Raw genomic sequence first — 15429 nt, 5'->3', positions numbered from 1 at the left:
CGACTGCAATCCCTGATGCCTTGAGCATCTCAAGCCCATTGACAGTCGGCTGATTAGGCGGGTTCGCTGAGTATGGCCGTTACTACAAGGCAATGGTGCGCTTAGCTGTGAAAAATCGCAATGAGAGGGCTGCTGTGCCGTTTAATAGATGATGCCTTGTGCTGGTCTGGGCGCTCATAAGAATCTTCTGCCGTTAGGTGACAAACTGTGCAGAGAATTTTGGCGATAATGTTGGATGGCCCTAGGCACGTAATGATGGCCGCAGTTGACCCAGAGCAAGCGGAAAATTGACTTTTTTTCGTAAGACATCTCAGGCAGAAGAAAAACGGTCCCTTCTGAGCGGCTGCTTCTGATCGTCAGCTGTTTCCGCCAAGGGCAGCCATTGGTCGTAAGCCGACCTCGGCAAACGACCGCTTCGGGTCGATAGGTGCCTTAGGGCTGGGCGTCTTCATCACGAATGGACTTTAGCACTATGCTCCCATCTAACAATTCCATGGTCAGGGAATCACCAATTTTGAGACCCATGCCGTGGAGGATATTGTCAGGGAGATCAATGATGACATCGCCTGAATCATCCTTTGGGTCTTGGCATTTCACGGTTGTCCGCACGGATTCATTCATAAGCGGCAGCTATTCTCGGGGTGGTGGGAGAACCTCCATCCTACGCCCCACATGCCCCTACTGACAGCAATCAACCCATTACGGGCATCTATAGCCGGGACAGCTTGCGGCCCATCGCCGGCAAGCGCGGCTCCCTAAGGTTGGGGCGCAGGAATAGCTAGGAAACCAAAAGAGGAGAAATGCTTCCTCCAACTACGTCCGAGTCGTGGAGACCACTTCCACGTAACGGTATTTCTTTGCGTATTTCTTCCGCGCTTCCATCTCGGCCACCAGAGCGCTCAGAACCGGCGACTCGTAGTGCACCACTTCATAATCGCCCTCAAAAACATTGGTGACATGTAGCTCTACTCGGATCTTAGAGGAATGCCCCGCAGGCCGCTTCTGCCGAAGTGCTTGGGTAGTCGATGTAGGTGATTCGACTTTCTCACTGGCGCCGCCGAAGAGCGCACGACGCATCTCATCTTCAAGAGAATCAGTGGTCATTGAGACCTCTTCCGTATGACATTTGGTCATTTTAGCGCCTGGGGATGGCGGCGTGGCTGTCATAGAGTGGTTGGGCGAGAAAGATCGCTCGCGGTGGCTCGCGTATGAGCCCAGCGGGGTGGGGGTTGGGCCTGGAGCTGCGTTCCTTCCAGATTGTGAGCGCTGACATCTTGGCGGGGCAATCCCACCACGACGAAACCAAAATTTTTTCGCGCGTATGCTTTATTTGAAATCAAAAAAAGCTATACCCCAGCTAACGCTGGGAAGGAAACCATGTGGAGGTGTTCGACTCGCCGCCTCAGCGCACTTAAGATCAAATGCAGTATAAAGATCCTGTCAAGTTAAATCAATGAAAAATAAGGATTTTTTCACTATCCTGTTCTTGCCTCCATCTCCGAGGATGGGAAGATGAGATGCGGCAGAGTCATGGCCCTTGAAGGCTCAAGAAGAGCCCTCAGCTAGCGTAATGCCACCAAGGCACCCCCACCCCACAGGGCCATACCTAAAAGCGTTGAAACAGAGCCTGACGTCCGCCTCATTCGCGAGACTCTCGCTTGGAGGGGCTCTGCCTTTCGACGAAGCATCTGCTACCAGCACGGAGAGCGTGTTTAACGACTGAGCTGCTGAAGCCCGTAGCCCAGGTTTCTGAAGCTGGAAGGGTTACGGTTACGACACATGCGGCTAAAGCCACTGACCAATCCCTCAAATTCAGCTCGCAGCAAGAGATTCCGCGATCCAGATAGCTCGACAGAGTGCTCGCAAGCTCTGAAAGCGGCCTATCCGGAAGGCACTTCATCCATTGACTGCTAGGAACCGCATTCCGTGAAGAAGCCGTAGGTCGTAGGCCGCCGCCGTAGTCACTCCCGATCTTTAGTTGGCGAGGGTGCCCTTCGGAGATTGTGTCAGGCGAGCTTGGGAGACGGGCAAGAAAAGCCATATTGGCCAATGGCCATCCACTAGTTATAGTCTGCTTTACGCGTCTATGCTTGGGAGCGACGGCAGTGAAGCTTGAGTCTCGAATAGTCTTTCTTGATACAAATGTTTATATCTCCAAGAACTATCAATTTCTCACACATAGCTTAGGCTCCATCAAGAAGCTAAGGGAAGCAGAAGAAATCCTGTTGATCGTCCCTGATGTCACAGATTCAGAGGTCAGATCTCACATTCGTGCGGAGTCAGCCAAAGCAGCTTTGGCTTTAAAACATGTTAAGAAAGAGGCGATGGTAATCCGAAACTTACCGGGCGCGCCTGCCCATGGAATATTCACGAATATCACAGCGGAAGAGATTGAGCAGCACCTGATCGACAATTGGGCACATTTTTTGGACGGCCCTGGAATCGAGCGAATAAGCGTAGATACAGTCGCTGCAAGCCGAGTTTTTACAAGATACTTCTCTGTTGTTTCCCCTTTTGCCGCAGGCGGGAAAGAGAAAGAGTTCGCTGACGCATTTGTACTGGAGCGGCTAGCAGACTTCGCCACGGAACGGCACCTTCCGATCCATGTTATTAGTACTGACAAAGACCTACAAAAATTCTGTGCCGAAGACAACGGACTGATCTTGAGCGAGTCCGTGGACACATTCATAGATGCGGTAAACGTAAGTGTCTCAATCGAACCTTCAGCCTTCGCAGCAGAAGCCCTCGCCAAAATCAAAGATGACGTCATGAGCGTGGTAGAGAGTCGCCTGCCAGAGGTCGACTACGAAATCATGTCGAGCGATTGGAATGCCGAGCTAGAAGAAACCACCATCAGAAGCATCAATTTTGTAAGAGCTAATCTTGTATATGTCGAGAACGATCAATGCTTATATGAAATCGAGTACAACGTAGTAATTGATACAGTCGAAACCATAAAAGACTATGATCGCAGCCCATTCGATCACGAAGATGATAGCTACCCCTTCGTTCTAGAAACCTTAGTTGAACGAACTTTCGAAAAAATCATCCCTATAGAAGCGATGATTTTCTACCAAGACAAATTACTTGACACAGTGAGCTTCGATATCGACATGCCATATGGTGTGGAACTATCAACCCCCCTCGAAGAATCAAGGAAGGAGCTGGATATTAATGGTAATTAGTACCCTATGAAATGACGCCCACCCGGAGCACTGGCGTTGTGGCTGACACAGCGCTAGTTAGCCCCATCAGTCACCGCACGTCCTTCTGCGTACGCGTCAAAAAGTTCATCATGTTCGACCTGAAGTTTGTTTAAGCGGTCGGTAAGTGACCGATTTTCCGCCTGTAACGCTGCAACATTGTCAGGACCATATCCCTGAACAGTCGCATATCGATGATGTAATCGCACTCCGTAGGTAGAAAGCGGGTATAGATTGTGAGCCGGATCAATCCAAATCACATGAAAGGCTTTATTCCAAACAATTCCATGCAATCTACCATAAGCCTTTGAGATCCGGACCTCAAAAGCCTTGGACACCACCCGCTTAGCTTCAGCGGCCGATACAGCTGTCAGCTCCTCATCAGTTAGTGACTTCGCTCCATTGCCCTGCTCTTGACCAACACCCGCACGCTTTTCACCCTTAATTTTCGTAGCAATCCGTCGCTCTACCTCTTCGGGAAAACGCTCATGAGTGCCAGTCTGATTGAAAATAGATTTCGGAGTTAGCGAGGGATGAGTCTGTTGAGTAATTTGATCCTCGGTCGCAGAGCTAATAGTGTGGAGACACTCAAAAAGCTTCTGATAGTGCGCAGCCTCTAGGCCATGCACAAAATATTCAGGCATCGTGAGATCTAAATACTCAAATGAGATCGATAATTTTTCTGCGGAGGCACTGGCATGTGCTGCGGCAGCATGCCCAGCATATTTATTCGACATCATCGGCGCTGAGAACTTTTGTGAAGTATGCCCTCAAGGATTTTTTAGAAATTACCTCTCGGCTTCCCTCATCCTCAGGGATTCCGCCACGTGCATCAATCCATGGACTCTCCCGATGAGTCATGGTGCTCAATGCAGCTCCATCGTAGCGACCATAGGCAGATACAATATCTTTCAACTCGTTAGCAATACTGTCGGAGATCGAGCCGCTAGCCTCAGCGATTTCGCGCGAAATGCTTCTCCACCCATACTCTTTGTATTCTGCATACAGCGCAGGAATAACGGGCCCATGCTGCCAAGCTTGGAAGTCTTCAGAAAAAAGCTCATGCCCCTGCGCAAGCAAATACCCTTGCGCGTAGTAGCAAAGCTTTTGGAGCTTCATAGGAGACGGACTCTCCTCAAAAAGCTCGCGATGCTGGACTATTAGAAAGCGCTGAATACTATCAAGTTCTGGGCTCATATAAAACCTCTCATGTATAGCTATATCATACCATAGTCAACTGTTAAATTCCACACTCTCAAGCAGCAATAGGAACCAATAAATAGAAAGCGTAACCACTTACAAACGCACTATCATAATATCTGGAAGGTGATAAAACGAGCTGCGGGATCAGGATAACTTTTAGTAAAACTGTCGCGCCTCAGCGCCATGGTGTCCTCACCACTAAAGGCGAGACGTTCGACTTATAGAATAGGCACAGATTCGAACATGAAAACGGCGTATTCTTACTCCAACTTAGTCGCCCTCATGACGCGCAGCCGCTTGCGCGAGAGGCGAACTTCAAGCTCGCCTGAATTGCCCAGCGGGACTCAATCGCTTGGCAAGGACCGACCAATCCCCTCAGCTATTTTCCCGAAGTAATAATTGACCCGCTGACGCAACATCCCCTCAAAGGGTGCGACCTCTGCATCAACTATCAATAGAAGCTGCTTTCTTAATTCGTCAGTCCAGCCATATTCGTCCAAAAGCGCGTTTCGAGCAGGGTGGTCGTGCTCGAAACGTTTAATCAGACTCGCAAACAGATGGTCGTTCGAACATGAATCTATGATGAGCAGGTTAGCGAAGTCGGCGGCTTCAATGTGGTGAAGGAAGGCGATACCGCCGTAATTACCATCCTCCAAGCCGTATTCGTACAGCGAGGGGTAGCTACTGGGATCATCTCTCAGGCGAGCCACATAACAACCTGCAACCTGTGCCATGCGCCTACGCCCCATTTCCTCGCAAGCAAGCTTGACCACCGAGTAAATCGCTTGGAACTCTGGGCTGCTGAACGATGAATAGCCCAGCCCAGCTGCGCCCGTGCCATCAAACCCAAATGCGCCTTTGTTGGGCTCCAGGGTATTTTGCTCAAGCTGCTCAGACACGTAGCCAGCGAAATAGGCCACAACCTCTACTCCCTGGCCAAGCAGCGGATCACCATATTCTCGCAGCGTCAGAATAATGCCCGCGCTGTGCAGGATCTCACCAGGATGGGTATACCTTCCCTCGGCCAACGCTCTTACCAGCTCAGGAGCGGCAATGTCGTACTCCGTTTTTGACAGCTGAGTCCAATTCCATAGCAGCCTCCACACAGGAACCTCAGCATGACCAACTACATCCGGATGGCGGGCAAGTATGTCATTTATCTCCGACACCTCTATATTGCCAGTGAAGAACAGTTCGCTAAGGTGCTTCGGACCGACGATAGGGTCCGTCCATTGCACATCAGGATATCGGCTCGCCAGCAGCTCAAACGGCTGCTCCCCCGCCCCTTTTGCACCTTGAGCGCCAATGCGTGCAACGGCAAATCGGGTAGTCGGAAGACCTTGGAGGGTTTCCTTGGTTAATGTGCCGGTTCGCGATTCACTACCCGTGGCGATCATGTATAGCAAAAGCTGCTTCAGAGCCTCAGGCTTCTCCTTTAAGCGCGGGTCAACGGCCTCGATCAGGCGCTCATAGTCACCAAGTACGGCACGCAGATTTCGGAAATTCGGCTTACCCGAAGCAGTGAATGTGCTCAGCAGCGCTGACTGCTCACGCTCAACAACCTCCCGAGCAGTGCTCGAATTCAGACCTGAGCGGAGTTTTTCCAGAACCTCCCCCGGATCAGCCTTGACCGTGATCGTCTTGCCAATCAGCTTTTCTTTCTGTCTCGCGTACTCGTCACGCTGGCCATCGGGTATTTCTTCCTCGTTGACCAAAATGATGACTTTGAGGCGCTCGTGCTCGACAAGTGTGTTGATGAATCCCATCACATCGGGAATCTTCATGGAGCACCGCTCCAGATCATCTATGACCAGAACCTTGCCTTCCAGCTTCAAAACCAGATCCTGAAAAATCTGGCCACTATTCTTGGCCCCGGCGAATTTCTCCGCCAGGCTGCCTGCGATGGTGCCTATGAGCCGCGAGGCCTTTGAGGTCAGGTGGGGGTGGAGCTGCGCAAAGAACTGATCATTGATCGCGGAAGTGGAGGTGATGCCGTACAGGCTTGCGTACAAGTAACACACACCTCCGTCGCTGGATGTCCTCCGGGAACGCTCCTCAAGATACTTCTTAACGAAGTGGGTCTTTCCTGCCCCCCACGGGGCGCTCAGCATTACGGCATATTCAGCCTCGACCGCGTCGTCCAAGTAATAATCGAGGAATCGCGCAGCTTCCAGAACGTAGCTCTTCACCATTCGCTTAAAACTCTGGCTGGACAGGGAGCGGATCTGAATCTTCACCCCTCTGGAGTGCGTTCGATTTCAGATCACATGCCAGGAAAGTATCTGCGATGACGTGGCAATCCTCTAGACCGGCGATGATGCGCCTCAATTCTCCCTCCGGCATATCCGTCTCGATTTCCACTTCGACGTCTGGGAAGTGCTGGTCTGGCAGAATGGTCAGCCGTTGGAGAGGCCGCATACCTGGAGCCAGCACGAGTTCAAAGACGTCTTGGATCGCATCCGCGCGAAAAGAGAAGCAGGTCATTATTTGCTCAACGAGTGGGAATTGCAGGGCTGTACAAAATACACAACCCTCATGGGACACGCTCACTCTATTCTCACCTTGCCGAGACAAGCATGATAGAGCGGCCAAGAACCCGGCACCCGCTGGGCAAATCCAGCAGCTTCTGCTGCTGCTCTTTAGCACGTACGACACGGTGCTTACAGATTGCACACTCCCTAACCCTGCGTCCGCTACCTCCTCAGGTGCCGCTAGCGATCACTTCAAGATCTTCGGCGTGAGAATGCTGCTCAACTGGATCTCGCTAACTCCGAGCAACCCCCTCAGGCATGACGCTCCCCAACCGTACCCCACATTAGCCGACTCCATTATGGTTAGCTCGCTTTTGATGACCGACTTCCATTTCGTCAGAGCTTTGCCTGCAACGCGTGCGGCCACCATGCTTATTTGAACCTGAGTAGCAAGTTTAAACGCGCGTAGATCAACGCACATATTTATATGCGCTGCGATCCTTTTCTGTTCATGAGCGCTGAACAACTGCTCATTAAACCCGAGCGCTAATTGTGTCACCAGCCCCGTAGTATCGAATTTGGTTACTAGCTCCAATTTCCCCAATAACACCTTATCAAATATAGGGTGCAGTAGCTGGTAGCCGATACCATTCACATGCTTACTGCCTCGCTTTTGGTTACACGAGTTGCAAGAAGGAATGAGGTTCCAGCTTAAGACTGAGAACTCTGGAAATGGCGTTTTAGGCAAATAGTGTTCAACTGTGCCGAGCGTCAAACTTCCACACATGGGACAAGACCCCACCAATACGTCTCTTAATTGAGGAATCCAATCAAGCCCATATTTCTGAGCCCCGCCTTCATAAGCCTTATGCAAGCAAACAGTCTGCCCTGGAGATAATCCAATTGCCTTCAACTGCGGCGACCCGCAATTATTAATGTAAGCTTGATAGGCTTTCTCAATAACTTGATAGCAACCGTGCAAGAACGGAATATTGGTTGTCAATGCATCGAGGGTGCTTAAATCGTCAATAGCGCCGGAGTGACTGAACGACCGCATAATCAATCATACTCCCCTGGATTGACCATGCGATCTTTAATCTCCATGAGCATATCAATATTAAAGATATCTTGGTATGCCCTCACAACCTCATCAAACGTCATATTAGTCTTGGAAATTATCTCAGTCACTTTTCGATGATAGGCTTCAACGGTGCTATCTCCAAATACGGCCAATGAAATCTCAGCCACATTCGCTCCTAAAGTTTGAAGATACGGCCTGCTGATAGAAGCATTCAGACCCTTACGCTCAAGTATATGCACACAATGAGTAGGTACTTCGCGTACGACATAGGCCGAATGAGTGGCAATAATCGCCATCGATGCCGTGAGTTCCAATATCTTATAGAGGAACATCATGTAATCACTTACAAGGTTTGGATGAAGGTACGTCTCCGGCTCATCGATTATTAGCAGCGTCCCAAAACCCGCCATTGTCAAGAAATGCAAAGCAAAATGAAACATACTTCGCTGACCACTACTCAAATCTATGACATGCCTTGTACCAGCAGCAAGCAAGCTTGGCTCTCTAGTTGTATCAATAGTACCCAAAATGTCTAGCGAGCGTTGCTCACCATGCATTTGATTGATAAAACTCCAATTCCTTCCAATTGAATCTTGTACGCGACAGTATTCGGGGCAATCAGTAGTGACAGGGATTGCCAAAAGGTCCATTGGCATAATACCAGATAAGGCCTCGACAAAAATGTCCTTTATCGCTTTATCGAATCGATCATCACTGGCCCTGAGTAAGGTGACGAGAAGATAGGAGAGATTCTGATGAAACTCTTTGCTTTCTTTTTTGGCAGTAGTGTTAAATGCATGATATTCAAAAGGCCCTACACTACTGAAACGAGGAAGAGCGGATGCCGGGTCGGAAAAGTACGATACGACGCGGTTGAATCTAAAAGCATCTGAAAAGTCTAATCTCGAATTTTCATGCTCAATTTTCGTTCTATTATCAGAAAACAATATTGTCGGTGGCACATCTTGATTTTCATTAGCCTTAGAAGCTGCTGCAACTGCAAGACGAGCCAGTAGATTCGTCTTACCTGTGCCGTTAACCCCAATCAGGCAATGTACTCTATCATCAAAATGCTGATGATGACGAAAACTTATATCAAGCTCCACTAAATTCACCACCCCTGGAAGCAAAGTGGAAAATTTGAAAGGAGTTTTGGCGTCGTCCATAGGTGCCCGGACATAAGATCCGGCAAATCCATTCACCAACGATAAGTAGGCTTTGTTATAACGAAGCACACCGAGCCTGAACGGCTCAGTTTGAATTACATGCTCGTAGACTCCCACACCCATAAAACGATCATAGGAAACATCATGTAATTTCTTCAGCAAATAAATATACCCATCCACGGGAAGCTTTTTTGCTAAGTCCTTGTATTGATCAGGGTTTGATAAAATAGTGAAAAACTCTGTCAACTCCCCTGCTGGAGCATACGCGAGATAACCGTAGGGTTTCTCTTCCTTTAAGTTCTGAGGCAATATAAATGCACTGATGTAAACAAAGGCACCCTTAAAGGAAAAGTACATTGCAGCATGGTAATTGTACCCGAAGTCATTCCAATTTGGCTTCGAACTGCTTATGTGGAGCCACTCACCAAAGCCTTCGGGAGCGTCCTCAAGCTTAATTTTCCATGACATGCCTTTCTCCTTTCCGTACCTAACCAGTAGCAACCTTATTAGGTCGTGATACTAGCATTTTGGCATTGAGAAATGGCGTGCGCTCCGAATGAGCGAAGAGGCAAGAGCAGCTCAGGTCGGTTCCAGTGTCCCTGGGTAGATCTAGCCGGAACGGCTAATCGTCAACCTCCCCTAGGCAGTCAACCCGACTGGGCACCTCAGGCATTGAGCGATTGAGGGCTCTGTACAGAGTCGCACGGTGCACACCAAGTAGGGATGCAATCTGCGATACCGGCCTCCCCCCCGCCACCAGTTGCATCGCATGCTCGATCTGTTGTGCATTGAGGGAGGGCTTGGGTCCGAATTTCACACCTCTGCGCATCGCTGCCTCTCGGCCCGTGCGGGTGCGATCAATAATGAGGGAACGCTCAAATGAAGCGATCCCGGCGAAGATCGTCAGTATCATCTGACCCGCCGAGGTCGTGGTATCTAGCCAGGGCTCAGCAAGTGATCGCAGCCCTGCGCCAACCGCATTTAAACGCTCTGCTATTGAAAGAAGATCAAGCGTCGATCTCGCAAGGCGATCTAGCCGGGTGATCACGAGTACATCTCCCTCCCGGAGATGATCGAGCAGCCTGACTAGCTGCGGCCTTTCAATCTTAGCTCCACTTATCTTCTCCTCGAAAATTCGGGAGCAACCGACCGAAATCAGCATCTCCCTTTGAATATCAAGTTCCTGGCCTGTTGTCGACACCCTCGCGTAGCCAATATTCAATTTGTCACTCCTCACATGTCGCAATTATCAATTTCAGAATAGCACAACTTGCGACTAACTTACGCGACACTAGAAACCTAGAGATTTCGGCCTCGGCACGGATGTCGCACAACTTAAGACTTATGCGACACTTTTTGAAAACCTGAAGACGAGCAAAATAAGAGGATATGAAAAAACCACCTATCGTTCGAACCTGTACTCATAACCAGTCGTAACTGATATATCCTCAAGAAGCTCATCCAAAGCCAATGCGAGGCGCGGCTCATCAAAAATCTCAAGTTCGGTAAAGCTCACCGCAACCGCAACTCGCAACTGCTCCGCAGTCAAACTGCTTGGATCAAACGGCCAGACTTGAAGCTTAATCACTGACGTATCACGAAAGTGAAACTCATCAACGAATGTTGCCCTGCTTTCTACAGCCTCCCATTGATCGATGCTAATCCCATAGGTTTTCTGAGGCTGATCAGAAAGCATTGTGCACTTATCAAGATAGCTGTCCCCGACTTCGATCAACCCATCAGCCGAGAAGTCCCTCACATACACATCTTTGAGTCGTGGAGAGGACACCAAAGAGCGGAGCAGAAAGATTGGGTATCCAAACTTAATCCTGGACCTTTCCGCCAGAAACACCTTCACCTTTTCAAGCAAATGCTCATCAGTAACAGTCATGACACGACACATCATTCAGCCTCCCCTATACTGACAGAGCATATTTTTGATTGATATAGCTGCGAAGCCAGTCATATTCCATCGGCGTTGTCATATCGATTGGCCGCCGCGCACCCAATTCCGCGACGCTAGTGAGCAGCCACAAATTCGATGCACTTGCATCATTCCTATGGATGCGAGCTGCGACGTGCATGATAGACGCTTGACGCTTTGCGGACTCCAGCTGTTCAATTTCGACAGACTTAAGGTAATCCCCCCCTACGTCATAAAGGACAACCCTTTCATTGTTGATCCAATCTCCAGGTTCATCGGAGTAAACTTCTACAGGCCCATTTTTCCAGATCGTATAGATGTGATTGATATTTGCACAGCCAGGGTAAACATCGCCTACCTCCTCTATCTTTAGCAGCAAATGCTGCTCACGACGCTCGCTCAGATTCATATGCCCTGGCGTATTCAGATAGATGCTTGAGATCGAGGTGGACTGAAGATTTGCGGAAAGCAATAGTTGAAGCTCGGCGACATCGCCGATCATCATCATATACTCGCCAACTGGCTCACCATCTTGCCATTCAATTTTCGTAATATAGAACCACTCGACATTAAGCGAGTGAAATACAAACCTCCACTCAGGCGCTTCATGCTCCTCGAATAAGGTCATAACGCGAGCACCCATCATCGTATGAAACATATTGCCTCCATAATCAAACTCGCGACTCAAACTCGCTGCTGCATGCCCGACAGACAGTTTTAATCCACCCGCCCTTCAAGTGTTGCTTCACTCCAGGCGCACCGCAACTCTCACATACAATTGCAGAGAAGGCCTCCGTCATATCAATCAGCGCATCGATATATTCATCACCCCCTGAATAAGAGACACGAAGCTCACCGAACTTTTCTTTAATCTGTCGAAATACAACTTGTTCGATTTTCTTATGATCAATATGGGCCTGCGCCCGCTGACAAAGCACTTCCAAGAGCCCAAACCATCCGCTCCCGCACTCCAACCCCCAATAATGTACCCCCAGTGGATTTTCTCGGGACTGCGCAAAAAGCAGGGGATAATTTTTAATAAATTCCTCACTGGCGTTTATCATATTTACACTCTCCAGTTACTAAAATTTGGATGCAGGTTGCCGTCCCGGTAGCTCAGTAAATTGAGCACTCCCAAGATTCGGAAAAAAGTCGAAAAAGCCGAAAAGTCAGCAACCGGCAGGATACTGCCTGTTCCTACGCGCACGCAATAGGTTCAATGCTTCCTTTTAGCCATCCAAGCGCTATGAACTATAAATTGGCATTTGGGGCTGTCTTCCGGCGACTTCGCCTTGAGAGGGGGCTGACCCAAGAGCAATTCGAACCTGCGGCGACTGCACGCTATGTCAGGAACCTCGAAAAGGGCGAATACTCGCCGTCTCTCAGCACCTTTCGTGCGCTATGCGATGTTTTGGAGGTCTCTCCGGTGACGCTGGCCTGCTTGGTCGAAGCCGAATTCATCAATGGAAAAGCCAGGCTCCTGCTCAATGAAGCAGCGAAGGAGCTGTCGGAGCTGGACGACTAGGTCGTCTATCCCTTCCCGATGTGGCTGCACAATGGCCGTGCAGAGCGGTTCTATAATCGATCTATAGTCGTCTATAAAGCTTTATAAGCCGCATGAAATACGGGTCTCAGCCGACCCTCAACCTCTCCGCTGATTGCCCTAGACTAGACCTGAATACTCCTTATCCAGCCCCTGTACCTGCGGGTCAGAGCGTGTGTGTCGGCATCCTTCCCATACTGAGCACGAAGCCCTGAGCATGATGCGCCACGCCAGATGGGTTCACCGGGTTCCACATCAGCAATGTGCAAACTCTGCTCCTTGCTATCCTGTATCCGCCATCGGGGCGGACCCACACGCCCTGTAACTGCCCACCGGCCTCCGGCCGAATGAACCCAGCGGCAGCAACGAACATGACCGAGCAGGTCCCGACACTCCAGCCAATGGATGCCTTCTGATTTTCTCCGTAGTCCACGTTGAGTAAGCCGCAGAGCAGAACCGTTGAAGCGACCAAGGGGCTCAGCAGGTGAACTGGCTGGCCGATCAAGCTGGCAATGGCCATTTCCTTTGCATCACTGCCGTAATGAGCGGCGGTGTCCTTGTCTCCCCAGGTAGGCTCGGGCCCTCATCGGACGCTGGCTTTATTCTTGAGCTGGCACGGTGATAGCATTCGAGCTTCACAGCGGAGGAGGTCTCAGGCTTTCCTTTACGTTAGGTTGGTCTGCGGAGATGTATCAGTGTCGGGAAGAGAGCCAAGCGTAAGTCTTACCTTCCATTTTGAGTTATGGCAGGCGTGTGTGTCTCATGGCGCTATAGATTTGAATATCCCACTGAGTGGAGCAGACCGGGTATTCAACGCTGACAATATGTTCTCAAGCGACGGTCGGTTTTTCCTAGTTGAGTTCAAATCGAGTAGGGGGGATCTCCGCAGTGAAGATCATAAGAAATCTGCCTGTGTTCTGTGCGAGGGGCTATTCACATATTGGGAAGCCCTTGATCTTCATCAACAGTGTCACTTCGCAGCATGGGGAAAGAAGAGATACAACGGAGGCTTGGACACCTTTTTCGGCGTTTATGAGGATTTGGTGTGCCGCCCGGAAACTCTCCCATCATGCGGTGCAGTACGCCAGAACCCACCGCACAGGCACCTTGAGTATGATGGCCCGGCAGAGGTTAGCGGTGAGCAACTCGCAATTGCCGTAGCGACTGGACAGTCAGGGCTAGAGCGTCACGATTTTCTCAGGTATCTGAACTGGCTGTTGTGGGCGAGAGAAGAGACCGGCAGCTACGAGAAAACCAGAGCAATGCCCATCACGCTATTCGGCACGTCGTTCGCTGGTGGGATAAAAAGTCGTGAGTTTGCGAATTTTCAACAGCTAGACGCGTGGGCTGAACCATTCATTGCGAAATACATGGCAGCGGTCAATCCTTCAGCGGCATCTGATCCGCCATCTGAGCCTTCCTCCGATACTAAACCCGGTGGGTACGGGCCGAAAAACTAACTCGTTAGGCCTAGGAGGCTCACCTTCATAGCACTCCTCATAGCTTACCGTGGAGAACGCGCGGTGCGGGGAAGGTAGCTGACTTCGCCGGACGGTTACGAATCGACGCCAATTTTGTAGATGTATTGAGTGTCTGCTTCTGACCGCAAGCTGCCCCCCCATGAAGGGCAGCATGGGTCGAAAGTAGCCGATCGCGAATGACCGCTATCGACCCTAAGCGTTCGGTGATGGCCAGCAGAAAATGGCCGATTGCTGCCCTCCACGAAGGGCAGCTTTGGGTCGAAAACAGAAGTACGCAGCCGTCAGAAATTTTCACCCATAGCATATCGTTTCGACTGTTTAAAGCAGCCAATGTGAGGTTTGGCTTTGCGTGTGCCGCTCAGGGCTATAAGCTGAAATTATTAATACCTAATTACAATGCGCTCGACTTTAAACCTAAGGCGACACCATGACTAACGTAACCGAATTTGCTCGCGCTGTAATAAAGCACTACACCTCTACCGAAGGCACAATAAGCTTTTATGAGAGCCTATATTCGAAGATGCATAAAAAAAGATTGCTGGACTCTAACTTTGTGTCGCAGATGAGTGATCCAGAGAAGACGATGCACAGGCTGTCGGAGCTTGTTGTTTTGGAACACTGCACGCACTGCATTAGTGACATCGAAAGCAAAAACAAAGGGCCGGACTTAACTTTTAATTTTGAATCAAAAAAAGTAAACATCGAAATAATAACACCTGTTCAGGTTGTTCTAAGGAAGTCAAATATTCAACAGTATATTTATCCACCACCTAAGGGGCATAGCGCCAATCGAGGGAGCATTGAGGTGAAAATCCCTGAAATGAGCAGCCTGCATGAGAGGATAACTGGGGCACTGAAAGCAAAGGCAGAGAAGTATCAAACCTACCTTGAAAATGGAACGGTAAATAAGGGGGATACAAATATCGTTTGCATAAACGTGGGTTTCATTGAGGGTAGCGAGTACATCGACTACTCCTATCTAAAAAACCTTTTCAAAAAGCAAGCGATAATACACTTGGAGATTAGCGATGAGAATGCGGTTACCGCCCAGATAATCGATCAAGACTTTCATGTATCTAAGAAAAATAATACGATATTTAAGACTAGCTATTTCGACAACTCAGAATTTGAACACGTAGATGGCGTGTGGCTACTCAGTTGTAATGAAAATAATCTCACCGGCATTTCCAAGAAAATACAACCAAATAGCTCTGATAGCAATGTCATTTATCATAATTACAAGTCAAAGATATCACCTTCCTTGCTATCGACATTGAAAATAAATAGCCCGCAACAGGAGGAAAATTTCATTAAACAAATCAGGATTGACAATAAGCTCTCGGAGTCTTAAGTTTTC

Annotated in this window: 16 protein-coding genes; 5 read left to right on the top strand and 11 right to left on the bottom strand. The window is 49.4% G+C overall.

All coding sequences use genetic code 11. The features are described 5' to 3' along the window. Nucleotides 1-813: 813 nt before the first annotated feature. Entirely contained in the window at nt 814-1104 is a 291-nt protein-coding gene (locus F3J45_RS13745; protein ID WP_167063134.1) for a hypothetical protein, read from the bottom strand. Between the two features lie 1001 nt (nt 1105-2105). On the opposite strand from F3J45_RS13745, the gene F3J45_RS13740 reads away from it, so the two are divergent. Next, nucleotides 2106-3185: a PIN domain-containing protein gene (locus tag F3J45_RS13740; protein WP_167063131.1), complete on the top strand. Its 1080-nt coding sequence runs from the start codon at nt 2106-2108 to the stop codon at nt 3183-3185. Between the two features lie 53 nt (nt 3186-3238). Here F3J45_RS13740 and F3J45_RS13735 read toward each other — a convergent pair whose 3' ends face one another. The 10 genes from F3J45_RS13735 to F3J45_RS13690 form a co-directional block, all read right to left on the bottom strand. Further along, the gene (locus F3J45_RS13735; RefSeq protein ID WP_167063048.1) at nt 3239-3943 is read right to left on the bottom strand and encodes a hypothetical protein; all 705 of its coding nucleotides are present in this window, start codon (nt 3941-3943) and stop codon (nt 3239-3241) included. Next, complete coding sequence (locus F3J45_RS13730; protein WP_167063128.1) at nt 3930-4400, bottom strand: Panacea domain-containing protein; 471 nt, start codon at nt 4398-4400, stop codon at nt 3930-3932. The genes F3J45_RS13735 and F3J45_RS13730 overlap by 14 nt, the downstream gene beginning before the upstream one ends. A gap of 350 nt (nt 4401-4750) precedes the next feature. Next, entirely contained in the window at nt 4751-6643 is a 1893-nt protein-coding gene (locus F3J45_RS13725; RefSeq protein ID WP_167063125.1) for a P-loop NTPase fold protein, read from the bottom strand. Further along, entirely contained in the window at nt 6603-6956 is a 354-nt protein-coding gene (locus tag F3J45_RS13720) for a hypothetical protein (RefSeq protein WP_205300514.1), read from the bottom strand. The genes F3J45_RS13725 and F3J45_RS13720 overlap by 41 nt, the downstream gene beginning before the upstream one ends. A 168-nt stretch (nt 6957-7124) precedes the next feature. Beyond that, nucleotides 7125-7934, bottom strand: coding sequence for a hypothetical protein (locus tag F3J45_RS13715; protein WP_167063123.1), 810 nt, complete (start codon nt 7932-7934; stop codon nt 7125-7127). 2 nt (nt 7935-7936) lie between these two features. After that, a complete protein-coding gene (locus tag F3J45_RS13710) occupies nt 7937-9592 on the bottom strand; it encodes an AAA family ATPase (protein WP_167063122.1) in 1656 nt (551 codons plus the stop codon). Between the two features lie 154 nt (nt 9593-9746). After that, a complete protein-coding gene (locus F3J45_RS13705) occupies nt 9747-10346 on the bottom strand; it encodes a recombinase family protein (RefSeq protein ID WP_167063119.1) in 600 nt (199 codons plus the stop codon). Between the two features lie 180 nt (nt 10347-10526). Further along, nucleotides 10527-11015 (bottom strand): hypothetical protein, encoded by a 489-nt coding sequence (locus F3J45_RS13700; RefSeq protein WP_167063116.1) that lies wholly within the window; start codon nt 11013-11015, stop codon nt 10527-10529. A gap of 25 nt (nt 11016-11040) precedes the next feature. Further along, nucleotides 11041-11706 (bottom strand): hypothetical protein, encoded by a 666-nt coding sequence (locus F3J45_RS13695; protein WP_167063113.1) that lies wholly within the window; start codon nt 11704-11706, stop codon nt 11041-11043. Between the two features lie 13 nt (nt 11707-11719). Further along, nucleotides 11720-12112 (bottom strand): hypothetical protein, encoded by a 393-nt coding sequence (locus tag F3J45_RS13690; protein ID WP_167063111.1) that lies wholly within the window; start codon nt 12110-12112, stop codon nt 11720-11722. A 182-nt stretch (nt 12113-12294) separates the two neighbouring features. Here F3J45_RS13690 and F3J45_RS13685 point away from each other — a divergent pair, with 182 nt between their 5' ends. From F3J45_RS13685 to F3J45_RS13665, 4 genes are all read left to right on the top strand, one after another. After that, the gene (locus F3J45_RS13685) at nt 12295-12573 is read left to right on the top strand and encodes a helix-turn-helix domain-containing protein (protein WP_167063108.1); all 279 of its coding nucleotides are present in this window, start codon (nt 12295-12297) and stop codon (nt 12571-12573) included. Between the two features lie 794 nt (nt 12574-13367). Beyond that, entirely contained in the window at nt 13368-14051 is a 684-nt protein-coding gene (locus F3J45_RS13675; RefSeq protein ID WP_167063105.1) for a hypothetical protein, read from the top strand. 197 nt (nt 14052-14248) lie between these two features. Continuing rightward, nucleotides 14249-14503: a hypothetical protein gene (locus tag F3J45_RS13670; RefSeq protein ID WP_167063103.1), complete on the top strand. Its 255-nt coding sequence runs from the start codon at nt 14249-14251 to the stop codon at nt 14501-14503. Continuing rightward, the gene (locus F3J45_RS13665; RefSeq protein ID WP_167063100.1) at nt 14500-15423 is read left to right on the top strand and encodes a hypothetical protein; all 924 of its coding nucleotides are present in this window, start codon (nt 14500-14502) and stop codon (nt 15421-15423) included. The genes F3J45_RS13670 and F3J45_RS13665 overlap by 4 nt, the downstream gene beginning before the upstream one ends. Nucleotides 15424-15429: the final 6 nt, after the last annotated feature.

Source organism: Pantoea sp. Ap-967 (assembly GCF_011752565.1).
GTDB lineage: Bacteria > Pseudomonadota > Gammaproteobacteria > Pseudomonadales > Pseudomonadaceae > Aquipseudomonas.
This window is presented reverse-complemented; position numbering and strand designations above follow the sequence as displayed.